Annotated in this window: 13 protein-coding genes; 5 read left to right on the plus strand and 8 right to left on the minus strand. The window is 76.4% G+C overall.

From position 1 onward, the window contains the following. Positions 1 to 73: 73 nt before the first annotated feature. Positions 74 to 832, minus strand: a complete 759-nt coding sequence (locus ACI79D_RS02085; protein ID WP_456916637.1) for a hypothetical protein — start codon at positions 830 to 832, stop codon at positions 74 to 76. 154 nt (positions 833 to 986) lie between these two features. Here ACI79D_RS02085 and ACI79D_RS02090 point away from each other — a divergent pair, with 154 nt between their 5' ends. After that, positions 987 to 1,493, plus strand: a complete 507-nt coding sequence (locus tag ACI79D_RS02090) for a copper chaperone PCu(A)C (protein ID WP_456916638.1) — start codon at positions 987 to 989, stop codon at positions 1,491 to 1,493. Here the strand turns inward: ACI79D_RS02090 and ACI79D_RS02095 are convergent. Beyond that, positions 1,490 to 2,509 (minus strand): LLM class flavin-dependent oxidoreductase, encoded by a 1,020-nt coding sequence (locus tag ACI79D_RS02095; RefSeq protein WP_456916639.1) that lies wholly within the window; start codon positions 2,507 to 2,509, stop codon positions 1,490 to 1,492. The genes ACI79D_RS02090 and ACI79D_RS02095 overlap by 4 nt on opposite strands. 44 nt (positions 2,510 to 2,553) lie before the next feature. Then, positions 2,554 to 3,438, minus strand: coding sequence for a polysaccharide deacetylase family protein (locus ACI79D_RS02100; RefSeq protein WP_456916640.1), 885 nt, complete (start codon positions 3,436 to 3,438; stop codon positions 2,554 to 2,556). A gap of 526 nt (positions 3,439 to 3,964) precedes the next feature. On the opposite strand from ACI79D_RS02100, the gene ACI79D_RS02105 reads away from it, so the two are divergent. Together ACI79D_RS02105 and ggt are read left to right on the plus strand one after the other, a co-directional pair. Then, complete coding sequence (locus ACI79D_RS02105; protein WP_456916641.1) at positions 3,965 to 5,359, plus strand: ferredoxin reductase family protein; 1,395 nt, start codon at positions 3,965 to 3,967, stop codon at positions 5,357 to 5,359. A 203-nt stretch (positions 5,360 to 5,562) separates the two neighbouring features. Further along, entirely contained in the window at positions 5,563 to 7,362 is a 1,800-nt protein-coding gene (ggt, locus tag ACI79D_RS02110; protein WP_456916642.1) for a gamma-glutamyltransferase, read from the plus strand. Positions 7,363 to 7,402: 40 nt separating this feature from the next. Here the strand turns inward: ggt and ACI79D_RS02115 are convergent, their stop codons facing one another. The 4 genes from ACI79D_RS02115 to ACI79D_RS02130 form a co-directional block, all read right to left on the minus strand. Then, positions 7,403 to 7,870, minus strand: a complete 468-nt coding sequence (locus ACI79D_RS02115) for a universal stress protein (protein WP_456916643.1) — start codon at positions 7,868 to 7,870, stop codon at positions 7,403 to 7,405. Next, positions 7,863 to 8,669, minus strand: coding sequence for a hypothetical protein (locus ACI79D_RS02120; protein WP_456916644.1), 807 nt, complete (start codon positions 8,667 to 8,669; stop codon positions 7,863 to 7,865). Before ACI79D_RS02120 ends, ACI79D_RS02115 begins: the two co-directional genes overlap by 8 nt. Before the next feature lie 21 nt (positions 8,670 to 8,690). After that, positions 8,691 to 11,087: an MFS transporter gene (locus ACI79D_RS02125; protein WP_456916645.1), complete on the minus strand. Its 2,397-nt coding sequence runs from the start codon at positions 11,085 to 11,087 to the stop codon at positions 8,691 to 8,693. 333 nt (positions 11,088 to 11,420) lie between these two features. Then, positions 11,421 to 12,092 (minus strand): HNH endonuclease signature motif containing protein, encoded by a 672-nt coding sequence (locus ACI79D_RS02130; protein WP_456916646.1) that lies wholly within the window; start codon positions 12,090 to 12,092, stop codon positions 11,421 to 11,423. Between the two features lie 1,087 nt (positions 12,093 to 13,179). Between ACI79D_RS02130 and ACI79D_RS02135 the strand changes: the two genes are divergently transcribed. Together ACI79D_RS02135 and ACI79D_RS02140 are read left to right on the plus strand one after the other, a co-directional pair. Then, positions 13,180 to 13,584, plus strand: a complete 405-nt coding sequence (locus tag ACI79D_RS02135) for a DUF6221 family protein (RefSeq protein WP_456916647.1) — start codon at positions 13,180 to 13,182, stop codon at positions 13,582 to 13,584. Positions 13,585 to 13,879: 295 nt separating this feature from the next. Then, the gene (locus ACI79D_RS02140; protein WP_456916648.1) at positions 13,880 to 15,916 is read left to right on the plus strand and encodes a lytic murein transglycosylase; all 2,037 of its coding nucleotides are present in this window, start codon (positions 13,880 to 13,882) and stop codon (positions 15,914 to 15,916) included. A gap of 6 nt (positions 15,917 to 15,922) precedes the next feature. Here the strand turns inward: ACI79D_RS02140 and ACI79D_RS02145 are convergent, their stop codons facing one another. After that, positions 15,923 to 17,329: an amidase gene (locus ACI79D_RS02145; protein WP_456916649.1), complete on the minus strand. Its 1,407-nt coding sequence runs from the start codon at positions 17,327 to 17,329 to the stop codon at positions 15,923 to 15,925. Between the last annotated feature and the right edge of the window lie 50 nt (positions 17,330 to 17,379).

Raw genomic sequence — 17,379 nt, forward strand, 5'->3', positions numbered from 1 at the left:
GCGAGCCTCGCCTGCGTGCGGGCGGCCCGGCCGGCGGGGGGTGCCGGTGGGTCGCTGCGCTGGGGGTGGACGCTCATCGCTCCGCGTGCGGTGCGCCGACCACCGCCCCGCCCCGGTGCGCGTGCGGCACGTCGGCGAACAGGTCGACCAGCGCGTCCCAGCGGGTGCGCCGTCCCGGCGGGAACCGGGCCTCCGCTCGCCGCTGCCGGGACGACCCGGCCCGGTACCACCGGCGACCCCAGAAGGAGTGCGGCCGGGCCAGCCGCACCGCGGCCACCGCCGCCACGAGCGGGACGAACACCCCCACGACACCCAGCACCGCCCGCCCCTTGAGGATCGCGACGAGGGCGAAGGCGAGGTTGACCGCGACCGTGAGCGCGAGCGGCAGCTCCCCGGGCAGCTGCTGGGCGTCGAACGGGTTGGCGCCGACCAGCAGCAGCACGCCCACGACCACGGCGATGAGGACGGCGTCGATGGAGCTGCGCCCCTCCTGCGTCCAGTAGACGTCCTCCAGGTGCAGCCAGAGCGCGAACTCGTCGAGGGTGAGCGCCGCGCCGACCCCGAACAGGACGGCGAGCAGGTCCTGCCAGGCGCCGTCGGGCCGGTAGGTCAGCTCGACCAGGCCGGTGCCGAGCAGCAGGAAGATCCCGTACACCTCGTGGTGCACGTGGACGCCGCCGACGCTGGCGTCCCGGAACGGGCCGCGGCCGGTGCGGATGGCGCGCGTGACGAACCGGGTGGCCAGGAAGGTCACCAGGAACGCGCCGAGCATCCAGGCGACGACGACCCGCCGGCCGGTCAGCACCGGGATGAGCTCCAGCTCGATGCTCACAGCACCACCGCCCCCTCGCCGGGCCCCGATCGTGCCGGGAGAGCCGGGCGCGGGACCAGAGGCCGTCGTCCGAGGGACCGCCGCCCCTGGCGCCCCGGGCCCGGAGGCGGGAGGGTCCGCGCCGAACGCCCGACCGCCGCGGAGGGAGAGCCCCGTGCGACAGCCTCGACCGTCCCGTGCCACCTGCTGGGCCGTGGCCGGCGCCGCCGGTGTGCTGGTGCTCGCCGGGTGCGACGCCGGGAACGACGCCGAGACCGTCCAGGAGACCCCCGACACCTCCGGCGCCGACGGGACCGTCGGGGCGATCTCCGTGGACGACGTCTTCCTCGAGGCCGAGGACACCGTCGCGGCGGGGGACTCCGTGCCGCTGCGCGGGGTGCTCACCAACGACGCCGAGGAGGCCGACCGGCTGGTCGGGGTGGCGACCCCGGCCGCGGAGTCGGTCGCACTGCTCGACGAGTCCGGTCAGGCCAGCGCCGGGGGGATCGAGCTGCCGGCCGGCGGCCAGGTGGAGGCGGTCAGCGGCGCGGTGCGGATGCAGCTCGAGGGCGTGACCGGGCCGATCGCGCCGACCGACACCGTGCGGGTCACCTTCACCTTCGAGACCGCCGGGGAGGTCGGGCTCGACGTGCCGGTGGCCGCCGGCCCCGACCCCGACTAGGGAGTGGCCGGTCGCCAGCCCAGCGCGGGGCCCAGGCGGGTGGCGATGTCGGTGAGGATCTGCTCGTAGTCCTCGTCGGCGAAGCTGAACGGCAGCGCGAATACCACCTCGGTGACCTCCCGGAAGCCGGCGTGCGCGTACAGCTGCTCGGCGATCTGCTCGGCGGTGCCCAGCAGGTCGCGGGCGAACAGCAGCCGGGCCGGTCCCTGCGGGGTCGCCGTCCGCGGGGTACGGGCCGCGACGTAGGCGGCGTACCGCTCCCGCTGGGCGGCGGTGGCGCCGTCGGTGGGGATGACCACCAGGCCCTGCGACACCCGCCCGGCGGGGTGCGCCGCCCGGAAGGCGCGGATCTGCGCGGCCTGGATCGCGACGAAGTCGACCGACCCGTCCTCGGCCTTGACCACGCTGGAGGTCAGGAGGTTCATGCCCTGCTCGCCGGCCCAACGCGCCGAGCCCAGGCTGCCGCCGCCGTACCACATGCGCGACCGCAGCCCGGGCGAGTGCGGCTGCACCCGGTCGGAGAACTCCTCGACCACGCCCTCGCGGCCGGCGAAGGTGCTCGCCCGCTCGCCCCCGACCAGCCGCAGCAGCCGGGACACCCGCTCGTAGGAGAAGTCCTCGGCGTCGGCGGTGTCGGGGTAGAGCGCGTCGCGGACGTCGTCCCAGTGCATCGGCGGGCCGACGCTCACGCCCGGGTTGAGCCGGCCCCCGGAGAGGACGTCGACGGTGGCGAGGTCCTCGGCCAGTCGCAGCGGGTTCTCCCACGCCAGGGGGATGACCGCGGTGCCCAGCTCGATCCGCCGGGTGCGCTGGGTGGCCGCGGCCAGGACGGCGACCGGCGAGGAGATGCCGTACTGCAGGTGCCGGTTGCGCACCCAGGCGCTGTCGAAGCCGAGCCGCTCGCCGAGCTCGATGACCCGCAGCGTCGTCTCGTGCCCGGGGCCGGGGTCGGCGCCGTCGAACGTGCCGATGGTGAGGAAGCCCAGCTTCGCCAGCGGTTCCGAGGGGTGCGGCATGCCGCCGATCATGGCCGACCCGCCGCACCGCCCGTGCCGGGGAGTCAGGCCGGGGCGGGGGAGCGGTCCCGGAAGTCGCGGGCGATCTCGTCGAAGGTCGCCCAGTGGACGCCGTCGTGCCGGTTGACCTGCTCGATGACCCGCTCCAGGGCCAGCAGCACCTGGGGGCGGCCGGACACGTCGGGGTGGACGGTCATCGTGAACACCGCGTAGTCGTACTCGCGGTGCACCCACTCGAACTGGTCCAGCCACATCTGCTCGATGTCGCGCGGGTTGACGAAGCCGTGGCTGTTCGGGCTGGACTTGACGAACATCATCGGCGGCAGGTCGTCGAGGTACCAGTTCGCCGGGATCTCCACCAGCTCGGTCTCCTGCCCGCGGACCAGGGGCTGCATCCAGGTGTCGGCGGGCGCCGAGTAGTCGATCGTCGTCCAGCGGTCGCCGACCCGGACGCGGTACGGCTCGAAGTCGCGGTGCATGAGCGAGTGGTCGTAGGCGATGCCGCGCTCCAGCAGCAGCTCGTTGGTGACCGGGCTGAACTCCCACCACGGGGCCACGTAGCCGGTGGGCCGCCGTCCGGCCCGCTGCTCGATCAGCTCGATGCAGCGGTCGAGGACCGCCGCCTCCTGCTCCCGCGTCATCGCGATCGGGTTCTCGTGGCTGTAGCCGTGGACGCCGATCTCGTGCCCGGCCGCCACGCAGGCGTCGAACTGCTCCGGGAAGGTCTCGATCGAGTGTCCGGGCCAGAAGAAGGTCTGGGTCAGGCCGTTGCGGGCGAACAGGTCCAGCAGACGGGGCACCCCGACCTCGCCGGCGAACACGCCGCGGGAGACGTCACAGGGGGAGTCCGCGCCCCCGTACGACCCCAGCCAGCCGCCGACGGCGTCGACGTCCACGCCGAAGGCCACGAAGATCTCCTTGCCGCTCATCCCTGGGCTCCTTCCGGGGTGGACCGCGCACGGCGGGGAGGAGCCGTGCGCGGGGCACAGCGACCCCAGCGCACCACGGCCGGGCCGCACCCGCACCTCGCCCGCACCTCGCCACACGCGGCTCGCGCGGCTGGCAGAAGTCGATGAACCCCGTGTCGACACCACGGCACCCCGGCCGGCCGCCGGGTCCCGACACGCCGACGGCGCGGCACGCCGGTCGTAGCGCCCTGTGACGGAACCCGCACGCGCCGCTGACCAGGCACGCTCCCCGAGACCGCTCTCCCGGCCTTGACGACCCCCGGTCACGTTCACATAACGTCCCCACCCGAACACCCCCTGTGTGCACGCCGCCGGCCGCCGGCCGGCACCCACGCGCGTGCCCCGGGACGCCCGGCGGGGGAGTGTCCGCGGCACGCGCCTGCCGCCCGGGTCGGACGGTGACCCGGGGCGCCCGCGGTTGACGCACGGGAGAACACCTCATGCACCACCCCTGCGACCGCTGCCCGACGCGACGGGCGGGCCGCCCGTGACGGCGGTCCTGGAACGGGTCACCGCCGAGCACGCCGCGGTCGTCCCCGCCGTCCCGCGGTCCCGGCGCGCGCCGTCGGCCGAGGGCCGGGCCGTGTTCTGGCTGGCCGTGCACGTGCTGATCGCGGTGGCACCCCTCGCGCTGTCGTTCACCGAGGTCCGGGCGGGCCGCGGCTTCGCGGTCAACCTCTCGGTGGCCCTGGGCTTCATCGCCCTGTCGGTCCTCGGCCTGCAGTTCGCCCTCGCCGCCCGCTTCTCGCGGCCGACGGCGCCGATGGGGATCGACTGGGTCCTGCGCTACCACCGGCAGATCTCGTTCCTCGCCGTCGCCACGGCCTTCGGGCACCCGCTGCTGCTGTTCCTCGCCGAGGAGCGCTACCGGGTCCTGCTCGACGTGATCCACGCGCCCATGCGGGCCAAGTGCGCGTGGATCTCGGTGGCCGCCCTGTCCCTGCTCATGGCGACCTCGATCTGGCGGCGCGCGCTGCGGCTGAGCTACCCCGTCTGGCACGTGCTGCACTCGGTCCTCGGCGTGACGATCGTGCTGGCCGGCCTCGGCCACGCCTTCCTCGTGGACTACTACCTCAGCGAGCTGTGGGTCCGGGTGGCCTGGGGCGTGTACGCCGCGGCGTTCCTGTGGCTCGCGGTGTGGGTGCGGCTGGTCAAGCCGCTGCGGCTGTGGCGGCGCCCCTGGCGGGTGGTCGAGCTGTGGCCCGAGCCGGGCGGCAGCGTCACCGTGGGCCTGGAGCCCGCGCGCCGGCACAGCGGGCGCCCGTTCAGCTTCCAGGCGGGGCAGTTCGCCTGGATCATGCCCGGCCGGATGCCCTTCCGGCCGACCTACCACCCGTTCTCGATCTCCTCGAGCGCGCTGCGTCCCCGGGTGGAGTTCACGATCAAGCAGGTCGGCGAGTTCACCCAGTCGATCCGCAAGCTCAAGGTCGGGGACACCGTCTACGTCGACGGCCCGCACGGCGGCTTCACCCTCGAGCGCCACCCGGGCATGGGCTACGTCTTCCTGGCCGCGGGGGTGGGCGTGACCCCGTTCCTCAGCATGCTGTCCACGCTCGCCGACCAGGGCGACCAGCGGCCGATCTGGCTGTTCCTCGGCAACCGGACCCAGGACCAGATCACCGGCATCCGGCAGCTGCAGAAGCTCCAGGGCCGGCTCAACCTCACGGTGGTGCACGTCATCAGCCGCCCCACCGACACCTGGCCGGGCGAGCGCGGCCGCATCGACGCCAAGGTGCTGGCCCGTCACCTGCCGCCGCACTTCCGCAACCTGCAGTACTTCATCTGCGCACGCGAGGAGATGGTGCAAGCCGTCCGCTCCTCGCTCGGCGAGCTCTCCGTGCCCGCCGACCGCGTCCACAGCGAACACTTCGGGATGGTCTGACATGCGCTCTCTGGGAACCACCGCCGCCGCCTGGATCACCAGCTGGGTGATGCTCCTGCTCTGCGTCGTCTGGGCGGTCTTCCAGGTCTGAGCGGCCGGCGCGGGCCGGGCGCCCGGCGAGGTCCGGGCGGCCGGCGCGCGCATCTGCGGAGCGGGGAGCAGGCTGGGGCGGACGCGCCGCACCCGACCCTCGAGGAGTCCCCATGCCGCGTCGGCCGACCACGCTGCTGGCCCTGCCGTGCCTCGCCGCCGGCGTCCTCGTCGGGAGCGGGCCGGCCGCCGCCGCCCCGGTCCCGGAGCGCGCCCCGCTGGCCATCGGGACCGGCGGCGCGGTGGCCACGGTCGACCCCGACGCGACCCGGGTCGGGCTCGACGTGCTGGCCGCCGGGGGCAACGCCGCGGACGCCGCGGTGGCTGCGGCCGCCGCGCTCGGGGTCACCGAGCCCTACTCGGCCGGCGTCGGCGGAGGCGGGTTCTTCCTCTACTACGACGCCGCCAGCGGGACGGTCTCCTCGATCGACGGACGGGAGACCGCGCCCGCGGCCATGGGCCCCGACGCCTTCCTCGACGACGCCGGACAGCCCCTGCCGCTGCAGGACGCGGTGCAGAGCGGGCTGTCGGTCGGCACGCCCGGGACGCCGCTGACCTGGGAGCGGGCGCTGACGGAGTTCGGCACGCTCTCCCTCGCCGAGGCGCTGGAGGGGCCGATCGCCCTGGCCGACGACGGCTTCGTCGTCGACGAGACCTTCCGGCAGCAGACGGCGGACAACGAGGAGAAGTTCCGCCGGTTCGCCGCCAGCGCCGAGCTGTTCCTGCCGGACGGCGCGCTGCCGGAGGTCGGGTCGGTGTTCCGCAACCCGGACCTCGCCGCCACCTACGAGCTCCTCGCCGAGGACGGTGCGGCGGCCTTCGCCGACGGCGAGCTGGCCGCCGACGTGGTGCGGACCGCGCAGGACCCGCCCGAGGCGCCCGGCGCCGCGCCGGTCCGCGGCGGTCTGCTCGAGGCGGCCGACCTCGCCGGCTACGTCGCCCCGGTGCGCGCGCCGACGCGCCTGGAGTACCGCGGGCTGGAGGTCGTCGGGATGGCGCCGCCGTCCAGCGGCGGGACGACGGTCGGCGAGGCGCTCAACGTGCTCGAGACCCTCCCGCTGGCGTCGCTGCCCGAGGAGACCGCGCTGCACGCCTACCTGGAGGCGGCCGCCCTGGCCTTCGCCGACCGCAACGCCTCCATCGGGGACCCCGCCGTCGTGGCGGTGCCCACCGACGAGCTGCTCTCCGACGGCTTCGCCGCCGAGCGGGCCTGCGCCCTCGACCTCGGGCGGGCCCAGCCCAAGCCGGTCGCCCCGGGCAGCCCGGACGGCGAGTACGGCCCCTGCCCCGCACCCGCGGGCGAGCCCGTGGCCGCGGGCGCCGAGGGACCCTCCACCACCCACCTCACCGTCGCCGACGCGGCGGGCAACGTGGCCAGCTACACGCTGACCATCGAGCAGACCGGCGGCAGCGGCATCACCGTCCCCGGCCGGGGGTTCCTGCTCAACAACGAGCTCACCGACTTCACCTTCGCGCCGGCCGACCCGGCGCAGCCGGAGCCCAACCTGCCCGGCCCGGGCAAGCGGCCGCGCAGCAGCATGGCGCCGACGATCGTGCTGCGGGACGGCGAGCCGCTGATGGCCCTCGGCTCGCCCGGCGGCGCCACGATCATCACCACCGTCCTGCAGACCCTGGTCAACCGCGTCGACCTCGGCATGGACCTGGCCGAGGCGATCGCCGCGCCGCGGGCCAGCTCGCGCAACGGCGCGGCGGTGGAGGCCGAGCCGGCGTTCCTCGCCGCCTCCCGGGCGCCGCTCGAGGCGCTGGGGCACACCTTCACCGAGGTGCCCGAGATCGGGGCGGCCACCGGCGTGGAGTTCCTCCCGGGCGGGCTGCTCCTCGCCGCCGCCGAGCCCTCTCGCCGGGGCGGTGGCGCCGCGGGGGTCGTCGACGACGTCCTCGTCGAGGGGTGACCCCGCTCCCTGCCGGGCGGTGAGCCGGCCGCCGACCCGGTCAGGGGACGACGACCACCGGCCAGCGGCCGGTGCGGACCAGCCGGCTGCCCACGGAGCCGGCCAGGCGGTGCGCCGCGCGGGCCGAGGCCCCGACCACCACGACATCGGCCCGCAGGTCGGTGGCGACCCGGGTCAGCTCGGCGGCGGGGTCGCCGCGGACGGCCAGGAACTCGGCGCGGACCCCGGCGTGCGCGGCGCTCTCCTCGACCTGGCCGCGCAGGTGCTCGCTGCGGTCGGTCAGGGCCTCCTCGAGCGGCCAGGGCTGGTCGGGCACCAGCACCGCGAGCACCGGCGGCGCCATGACGTGCACGACGACCAGGCGGGCGCCCTCCCGGCGGGCCAGCCCGGCGGCGTAGGCACCGGCCCGCTGCGACGTCGGGGAGCCGTCGTAGCCGACGACAACCACCTGCGCGCCGTCGGTGCCCAGCTCGAACGCCGAGTCGCGGGGGGCGGTCTCCTCAGCCACGGTCGTGGCCCCTCCGGTGGTGGCCGGCGGAGGTCGGGGCGGGGTCGTCCGCCGTCGGACCGTCCGGCGTCGCGGTGCCCGGCTCGGCGGGGGTGGCGCTCGGCGTGGGCCGGGTCGACGGGGGAGTCGGCGCCGGCGTCGTCGGGCCGGCCTCGTCCGGCGACGTCTCCTCCGGTGTCTCCTCCATCGGCGTCGCCTCCTCGGCGGTCGTCCCGGTCGGGGCGGGGTTCCGGGTGGCCGTGCCCGCCGGGGTCTCCTCGCCGGTGGCTGCCGGCCCGGGCGTCGCGGGGCCGGGGGCGGTCGCCGTCCCGGGCGTCGCGGACCCGGTGCTCCGGCCCGCCGGGGGAGCGGGGGAGCCGGCCGCCGCCGGCGCCACCCGCGGGGCCGGCTCGGCGGCCGGGGCGGGCGGGACCGGGAGGCCGGCGTCGGTCGCTGCCGTGGCCGGGGCATGGGTCGCTGGCGGGGACGTCGGCGCCGTCGTGCCCGGCGCGGCAGCACCCGTCGTCCCGGCCGGCTGCGCGGACGGCCCGGCGTCCCCGCTCCCGGCGAGCGCCACCCCGGTGGCGACCACGGCCGCCGCGGCGGCGACCGCGACGGCGGCCGCCAGTCGGCGCGGCGCGCGGCGCGGGGTCCCCGGTGCGGGTGACCCGACGGGAGGCGCGGCCGGGGTCGCCGGCTCTGCGGCGAGGATCAGCAGCGCCGCCTGCGCCGCCGGGCGCAGCGACCGGCGCCCGGCACGCAGGTCGGCGAGCACCAGCTGGGTGAGGTCCCGCCGCAGCGAGGGGTCGACGTCCGGCATCGGTGCCTCCTCTCGGACGGGTCAGCCGCGGGCGGTGCCGAGGGTCACGTCCTGCGCGACCTCGGTCCCGGCGGGCACTCGCAGGGCCGTGGCCACCGGCGCGAACCCGGTGGCGGTGAGGGTGTAGGAGCCGGGCCGCAGGTCCTCGAACGCGTACCGGCCGGTGAGCCCGGTGTGCGTGGTGGCGAGCACGGTGCCGTCGGAGTCGAGGAGCGTCACCGTCGCCTCGGGCAGCGGCCGCTGGTCGCTGGCGGCGCGGACCACCCCGGTGAGCCGGGCGCCACCCACCAGCACGAGGGCGCGCACCGCGGTCTCGCCGTCGGCGAGCTCGACCGGGACGGCGACCGGCTGGTGCCCGGGAGCCCGGCCGGTGAGCGTGTAGCTGCCGGGGAGCAGCTCGCCGAACGCGAAGGACCCGTCGGGGTCGGCGGCCGTGCTCGCCACCACCTCGCCGGCGGCGTCGGTGAGGGTGACCAGCGCGTCGGGCAGCGCGGCGCCGCGGCCGTCGCAGACCGTGCCGCGCAGCGACCCGCTCCCGGCCAGGACGACGTCCCGGCGCACCGGGGACTCCGCGACGGCGACCATCTCGGCGTCCGGCGCCAGGTGGGGGGCGGACGCGATGAGCAGGAAGGTGCCGCTGGCGGCCGGCCGGAGCCGGTACCCGCCGTCCGCACCGGAGACGGCCCTGTCGACCTGCCGCCCGGTGGTGTCGGTGAGGGTGATCGAGGCGCCGGTCAGCGGCCGGCCGTCGCCGCGCAGGACGCGGCCCAGGACCAGCCGGCCCTCCGCGACGTGCCCGTTGCCGACGGCGGTCCCGGCGGCCGGGACGGGCACGGGCCGCGTGTCGGCCGGCACCTCGGCGCCGGGGGCGTTGGACCGCCGCAGCGGCACCTCCCGGATGAACAGGACGGCGAGCACCGCGACGGCGGAGATGACCGCCGCGATGACGAACACGTCGCCGATGACGTCGCCGTACACGCCCCGGACGAGGTCCTGCACCGGGGCCGGCAGGCCGGCCAGGTCGAGCGACTCGGAGCCGCCGCCCTGGGGCGCGGGCAGGCCCATGGCCACCAGCCCCTCGGCCACGCGGTCGCTCACCCGGTTGGCCGCGATCGAGCCGAGCACGGAGACGCCGGCCGCACCGCCCATGGAGCGGAAGAAGGTGACCACGGAGGTGGCCGCACCGATGCTGCGCAGGTCGACGGTGTTCTGCACCGCCAGCACGAGGTTCTGCATCGACATGCCGACGCCCAGGCCGAGCAGCGCCATGTAGCCGGCCATGACGGCGTAGTCGGTGGTGTGGTCGATCGTGCCGAGCAGGCCCATGCCGCCGACGAGCAGCAGCGTGCCGGCCACCAGGTAGCGCTTCCACTTGCCGAACCGGGTGATCAGCTGACCCGAGACGGTCGAGGCGACCAGCAGCGCGCCGATCATCGGGATGGTCGCCAGGCCCGCCTTCGTGGGGGACCAGCCGCGGGCGATCTGGAAGTACTGGCCGAAGAAGACCGAGGCGCCGAACATGCCGACGCCGACCGCGATCGAGGCGAGGATCGCCAGCGCCGTCGTGCGGTCGCGCAGGATCGGCAGCGGGATGATGGGCTCGTCCACCCGGCTCTCGACGAGGACGACGAGCAGCAGGGCGACGACGCCGCCGCCGGCCATGGCCGCGGTCTGCCAGGACAGCCAGTCGAACTCGTTGCCGGCGAAGGTGACCCAGATCAGCAGGTCGCTGACGGCGGCGGTGATCAGCGTGGCGCCGAGCCAGTCGATGCTCACCGGCCGCCGCAGGGTCGGCAGGTGCAGGGTCTTCTGCAGCAGGACCAGCGCGACGAGGGCGAACGGGACGCAGACGTAGAAGGTCCAGCGCCAGCCCAGCCAGGAGGTGTCGACGATGACGCCGCCCAGCAGCGGGCCGCCGACCGTCGCCACGGCCATGACCGCGCCCAGGTAGCCGGAGTACTTGCCGCGCTCGCGCGGCGGGATCATCGCGCCGATCACGACCTGGGCCAGCGACTGCAAACCGCCCATGCCGATGCCCTGCAGCACCCGGAAGCCGATGAGCATCCCCATCGACTGGGCCAGCCCGCACAGCGCCGAGCCGACGACGAACACCACGATCGCCAGCTGGACCAGCAGCTTCTTGCTGGTCAGGTCGGCGAGCTTGCCCCAGATCGGTGTGGCGGCCGTGGCCGCGAGCAGGGCGGCGGTGACCACCCAGGTGTACTGCGACTGGGTGCCCTCCAGACGGGCGGTGATCGTGGGCAGCGCGTTGGACACGATCGTGGTGCTGAGCAGGCCGACGAACAGCGCCAGCAGCAGTCCGCTGAGCGCCTCGAGGGTCTGCCGTTTGCTCATGGGGACGTCGTCGGCCTTGGGGACGTCGACCGCCGTCCGCTCGGCCCGATGGGTCGTGCTCATGCTGGGTCCTCCGCAGGTTCCGGCCGGCGGCCGGTGCGCGTTCGGGAAGGGGCGGGCGGGGGCCGTGCTCGCCAACGCCGCCAGTTGTAGAACGCAACCATATGCGACTTCTTCCGTCGTGCGCGGAGACCACGCTCACGCCCCATCGATCGCGTCCGGGGCGTGGCCGGCCATGGGCGGAACCGACCGGACGCGCGCCGGGGGGGTGTCCGGGGCCTACGACGGGTGCGGCGACACGTCACCGAGCCCCTCGGCGTGCGGGACCGGGCCGGGCGGCGGGCGTGACCGAGCCCCGCGGCGTGCGTGGTCGCCGTGGGGCATGCCGGGGTCGGGTCAGAAGGGTGGGGGGTCGTCGGCGGGGTCGGGCGCGGGTGGCTGTGGTGGGGGTTGGGCGAGGACGCGGGGTCCGGTGAGGGGTAGTGCGGGCCGGTCGGTGCCTGGCGGTCGGCTGACCCTGGTCACGGCGCTGGGGGTGGTGACGGTGAGGACGCCGTCGGGGGTCAGGGCGTAGGCCCAGCCGCGGGCGAAGGTCTCGAGCCGGTGGTGGCGCCGACACAGGCAGCACAGGTTCTCGCACGACGTCTGCCCGCCGCAGGAGTGCGGGGTGACGTGGTCCAGGTCGGCCCGGCCGGCCGTGGTGGCGCAGCCGGGGTGGCGGCAGGTGCGGTCGCGGGCCTGCAGCCAGCGGCGCTGGGCCGCGGTGGGCGCGTAGCCGTCGGTCGCCGGGGGCCGGCCCAGCAGCGCACAGCCGCAGTCGCCGGCTCCTGTGCCGTCGGTGGGGTGGGTGGGGCAGCCGCGGCGGGCCAGCCGCTGCAGCTCGGCGCGGGTGGTGGTGGCCAGCAGCCCACCGGCGGCGATGGTGAGCGCCACGGTCAGCGTGCCGCCGGCCGGGGCCTGCAGTCCGCCGGGACACACCGCGTCCAGCTGGGCCAGCAGCTCCCGCAGGTGGGCGGCGGTGATCGGCTGCCCGTCGACCTCGCCGGTCGGCGCCGGCACCGCGACCACGCCGGCGCACCGGCGTTGCCGTCGTCGTCGGTCTGCGGGCGCGCCCACGCCGCCGGCGCCGGGCCGCTGTGCGCGAGGAAGCGGGCGGGGGTGAGCGCGTCGAGGGGGGCGGTGACGGTCAGCTGCGCGGTGATCGGCTCCCGATCGTCCCAGGGGCGCAGCACCAGGTCGGCCAGCGCACCGGTCCGCAGCATGCCCAGCGGCCGGTCCTCACCGGCGGACTTGGCCGCCCGGGCCAGGCCGTCGACCGCGGCCCGGCAGGCGGTGGCCAGCTCGTGCGGCATCGTGGCCACCAGCTCGGACATGCCGTCCCCGACCGGGCGCACCACCACGTTCGCCCCCCGCTCGGCATCCTTCCGGCGCCGGTCGGCCGCGGCCGCGTCCCGCGCGGTCAGCTCGGCCTGCACGAGAGCCTTCAGCCGGTCGAGGCGCGTCGCGCTGGATGCACGCGGAGCACCGGTGCCTGCAGCGCTCGTTCGCGGAGAAGTCGAGCACCGGCTCGGGTGACCGCGTCGTCCCCGAGCTCGAAGGCTCGTCCGGTCTCGTGGCCGCGGCGTGACCGGCCACCGCAGGGGCGGCCGCGCGGCTCACCGGCGGCTGGGGCGTGACCAGTCGCCGGGTCGGCACGTCGACGAATCGACGAGCCGACCCGGTGAAGGGGCGGCGCCCCCGACGGCCGGGGCTCAGTTCGGCGCGTACTGGTGGTGGCCGACCTTGCGTAGGCGTTCCGCTCGACGCCCACCTTCAGGGCCGGGTTGAACCTCGTCGGCCCCCAGTGCTGCGGCCCAGGTCCTCACCGATCGTCTGCTTGTCGGTCTCGCCGCGCTCGGCCAGCAGGTTTGGATGAGTGAGATCTCCCGACGGAGCCACCACTCGTTCTCCTCCTGGTCGACCTCGGACGTGCCGAGGAAGGGCGAGTACGCCGCGCGTCGACTCGTCATCGACCTCCGGTCTGGCTGCGGGTGGTCTGGGCGGGCGTCTCGGCTGGCGCTCGCCGTCCGTGGCCGGCGGTTCTGGGGATCTCCACCGTCCGCCGGAGCGCTGCCGCGTCCCTGCACGCGATCCCGGGCGGCGGCAGGATGGGGACGTGGACGCGGAGTCGGGCCTGGAGCCGGACCGGGAACCCAACCTGGACGAGTTCGTGCTCGCCCGGATCGCCGAGGACAAGCGGATCGCGGCGGAAGCCGCCGCGGCGAGCGGGCAGGAGGACTGGGACGTCGACGACGCCGCCGGGTTCCCGCAGGGCGGAGCCGAGCACGCCGCCCGGTTCGACCCGGCGCGGGTCCTCGCCGAGTGCGCCGCCCGGCGCCGGCTCGTCCTCGCCTGCCGGGACGCCCGGCCCGACCTGCACTTCCTCGGTGCCCGGCCGCGGGGGATGGCGGACTTCCCGCTCACCCCGACCGACCAGCACCAGCTCGCCGCGCTCACCCTCGCCCTGCTGGCCATGCCCTACGCGCAGCACCACGACTACCGGCCGGAGTGGCGTCCCTGAGCGGCACCTACGGCCGTCCGCAGTTCCGGCTCCGGGACGTTCAGCCCTGACGGATGCGGACCCGCGGGGGTTGGGTGACACTCGGGAGTACCTGCCGGTGGTCGTTCCAGGACCGACCGTCGGCCGAGGAGGTGCCATGACCGGGAGCCCCAGCCCGCCGAGAGCCTCCGGCCCGCCGCGTCCGGGCCGCTGAGCCGATGCGGCCGGGGCAGGTCCGCCGGAACGGTTCCACGGGGACAGCGGGATGAGCGCCGGCAGAGCGCGCAGGTTCCGCTGGGGGAGTGCTGCGGCCATCGTGGCTGCTGCGCTGGTCGTGACCCCGGCCGCCCACCCGCAGCCCTCCGCCGCGCCGTCCGTGCCGGACCCGGTCGGATCGCCCCTGGTCGCACGGATCCAGCTGCTGGGCGCGCCGTCGGCCACCGCACCGTCCGCGGTCCCGCCCCGGCCGGCTCCCGCGTCCCCACCCGCCCCCGCCCCGCAGCCGCCCCCGGAACCGTCGCCGGCCCCGTCGGTCCCGACCGCGGCACCCGAGCAGCGGCCCGCGGCGACCGGCCCGGCGTCCCGACTGGCGGCCGGCGGGATCCCGGCCACGGCCCTGGACGCGTACACCGCCGCGGCCGCCGCGAGCCCGGCGGCGTGCCACCTCCACTGGTCGCTGCTCGCCGCCATCGGCCGGGTCGAGTCCAACCACGGCCGCTTCGGCGGCGCCGTGCTGCACACCGACGGGCGCTCGACGCCGCCGATCCTCGGCCTGCGGTTGGCCGGTGGCCCCGGCATCGCGGTCGTCCTGGACACCGACGCGGGGCGGCTGGACGGCGATGCCCGCTTCGACCGCGCCGTCGGGCCGATGCAGTTCATCCCGTCCACCTGGGCGCGCTACGGCAGCGACGGGGACGGCGACGGCCGACGCGACCCGTTCGACGTCCACGACGCCGCGGCCGCGGCGGCCCGGTACCTCTGCGCCGCGGGCGGCAACCTCTCCGGGCCCGCGGGCCAGGCCCGGGCGGTGTTCGCGTACAACCACTCGAACACCTACGTGGCCACGGTCCTGGCGCTGGCCGCCACCTACGCCGGGACGCCGGTGCCGAGCCTGCCCGTCCCGGTCCCGGAGCCCGCGCCGCCGATCGAGCCTGCGCACCCCGGCCCGCCGCCCGCTGTCGATCCGGCCCCCGCACCCGAGGCCCCAGCACCGCCCCCGGACGAGGCGCCGCCGCCCGAGGAGGCCCCGCCGCCGGCCGAGCCGCCCGACGTGACCGTGCTCGCGGCGCCTCCGGAGGACCCGTCGGAGGACGTCGACCCGGCTCCCGACGCGCCCCCGTCGGACGCGGTGCCGGCCCCGGACGCCGCGCCGCCGGAGGCACCGGCCCCGGACGCGGAGCCACCGGCAGAGCCGTCCACGCCGGAGTCCGGGTCGCCCGCGGACGGCGAGCCCCCGTCCTCGGCGCCGGAGACGCCGGCGGGGGAGGCGTCGGCGGACGAGCCGTCCACGCCGGCACCCGAGACGCCGGCGGACGAGGTGGACACGCCGGCCCCCGACAGCGAGCCGTCGCAGGAGACGCCGCCGGCCGAGCCCTCGGCGGACGACCCATCAGCCCCGGCTCCTGAGACACCGGCTCCTGACGACCCGTCCACGCCTGCGCCGGAGTCACCGACGCCCGACTCACCGGCGCCCGAGTCGCCGGCGGACGAGTCGCCGGCGGACGAGGCGGACACGCCGGCTCCTGACAGTGGGCCGTCGCAGGAGACGCCGCCGGCCGAGCCGCCGACGTCGGTGCCCGAGGAGCCGGCCCCGGACGAGCAGTCCGTGCCCGAGGAGGAGCCGGCCCCGGACGAGCAGTCCGTGCCCGAGGAGGCGCCCGCCCCGGACGAGCAGCCGACGCCGGATCCGCCGGCCGCTCCCGAGCCGGCCCCGGCCCCGGCCCCGGAGCCCACGCCCACGCCCACGCCCACGCCGACCCCCGACACTCCTGCACCGACCCCCGAGACGCCGGGGATCCCCGCCACCGACTGCGCCGCTCCCGTGCCGGTCGACGTCGTCGACGCCTCGGGCACCGGGGTCGCGGACGAGGTCGCCGCCGCGCTGGCCGCTGCGGGCCAGGTCGCCGGCTCCGTCGTCGAGGGCCCGGCCCTGCCGACCTCGGTCGTCCGGTACGCCGACGGTCAGGGCGACCGGGCACAGCAGGTGGCCGACGCGCTCGGCGTGCCCGCCGAGCCGGCCGCGGTCGACGGCATCACCGTCGTCCTCGGCGCCGACGACGCGGCGACCGTGCTCGCCGCCCTCCCGCAGGTGCCGCCTCCACCTCCTCCGAGCGGGTGCGAGGCGGTGGGCTGAGAGCTCTCAGCCGCCGTTGACGAAGGGGTCGACCGGTCCGAGCACACCGACCGCGGCCTGGATCGCCGCGGCGGCGTCCAGCGCGCGGTCGTCCCGGAACGGCGCGGCCATGCACTGGACACCGACCGGCATCCCGTCGGCCAGGCCGCCGGGGGTCGCCGCCGCGGGCAGGCCGAGGAGGTTGGCCGGCATCACCGGCCGCAGCAGCTCCAGGGCGGCGGGCACGTCGTCGGCGTCCCGACCGTGCGCGAACGCCGGCTGCGACCAGATCGGCGTGAGCACCACCGGGTAGCGCTCGAAGAACTCCAGCCACGCTCGGGCCACCTGCCGGCGGCGCACGAACGACGCGACGTAGCCGTCCACGTCCAGGGGCGGTGTGGTGGCCAGGGCGTCGTCGAGGAACTGCCGGGCGACCGGCCCCATCACCTGCGACAGCACCGGGTGCAGCGTGCGCAGGTCGGTGAACAGCCAGGCGTGCCACAGCTCGACGGCGGCCTCGTAGTCCGGCGGCGTCACCTCCTCGACCTCGTAGCCGGCGGCCGCCAGGTGCGCCGCGGCCTGACGCACCACGTCGGCCACGCCGGGGTCGGTGCTGCCGCCCGGCGGCTCGGGCACCACCGCCACCCGCACCGGGCCACCGGAGTCGGGGAAGGTCAGCGGCGCGGGCACCGACGCTGGGTCACGGCGGTCCGGGCCGCTCATGACCTGCAGGCCCAGCCGGACGTCCGCGACGTCGCGCGCCATCGGCCCGTTGACCGCCATCAGCTGGAACGACAGCGGCCCGTCCTCGGGCGGCAGCACGGTGGCGTGCGGGACCCGGCCGCTGGTCGGCTTGAGCGAGGAGATGCCGCAGCAGTGCGCGGGGTTGCGCAGCGACCCGCCGATGTCGTTGCCGGCGCCGAGCGGTGACATGCCGGAGGCCAGCGCCGAGGCCTCACCGCCCGACGAGCCGCCCGCGGTCCGGTCGGGGTGCCACGGGTTGCGGGTCAGCCCGCGCAGGCTGCAGTCGGTCGAGATGCGCAGCCCCATGTCGGGCAGGTTGGTGCGGCCCAGGACGATCGCCCCGGCGCCGCGCAGCCGCTCGACGAGCGGGGCGTCCGCCGGCGGGACCGCCTCGCCGAGGGCGACCACGCCGTTGGTGGTCGGCGTCCCCGCGACGTCGATGTTCTCCTTGACCGTCACCGGGACCCCGTGCAGCGGCCCCACCTCGGCGCCACTGCCGAGCCGCTCGTCGGCGAGCTTGGCCGCCGCCAGCGCCTCGTCGGCGAGCACCACGACCACGGCGTTGAGCGCCGGGTTGACCGCGTCGATGCGCGCCAGGTGCGCCTCGACGACCTCGACCGACGACACCTCGCCGGCGCGGATCAACCCCGCGAGCTCGCCCGCGCCCTTCGTCCACAGCGGATCGGCCATCGCACCTCCTCGGGAGTGCGCGGACCGTACTGCTCACCCGCCGCCCGGGG

This window comes from Geodermatophilus sp. SYSU D00708, from assembly GCF_054050115.1.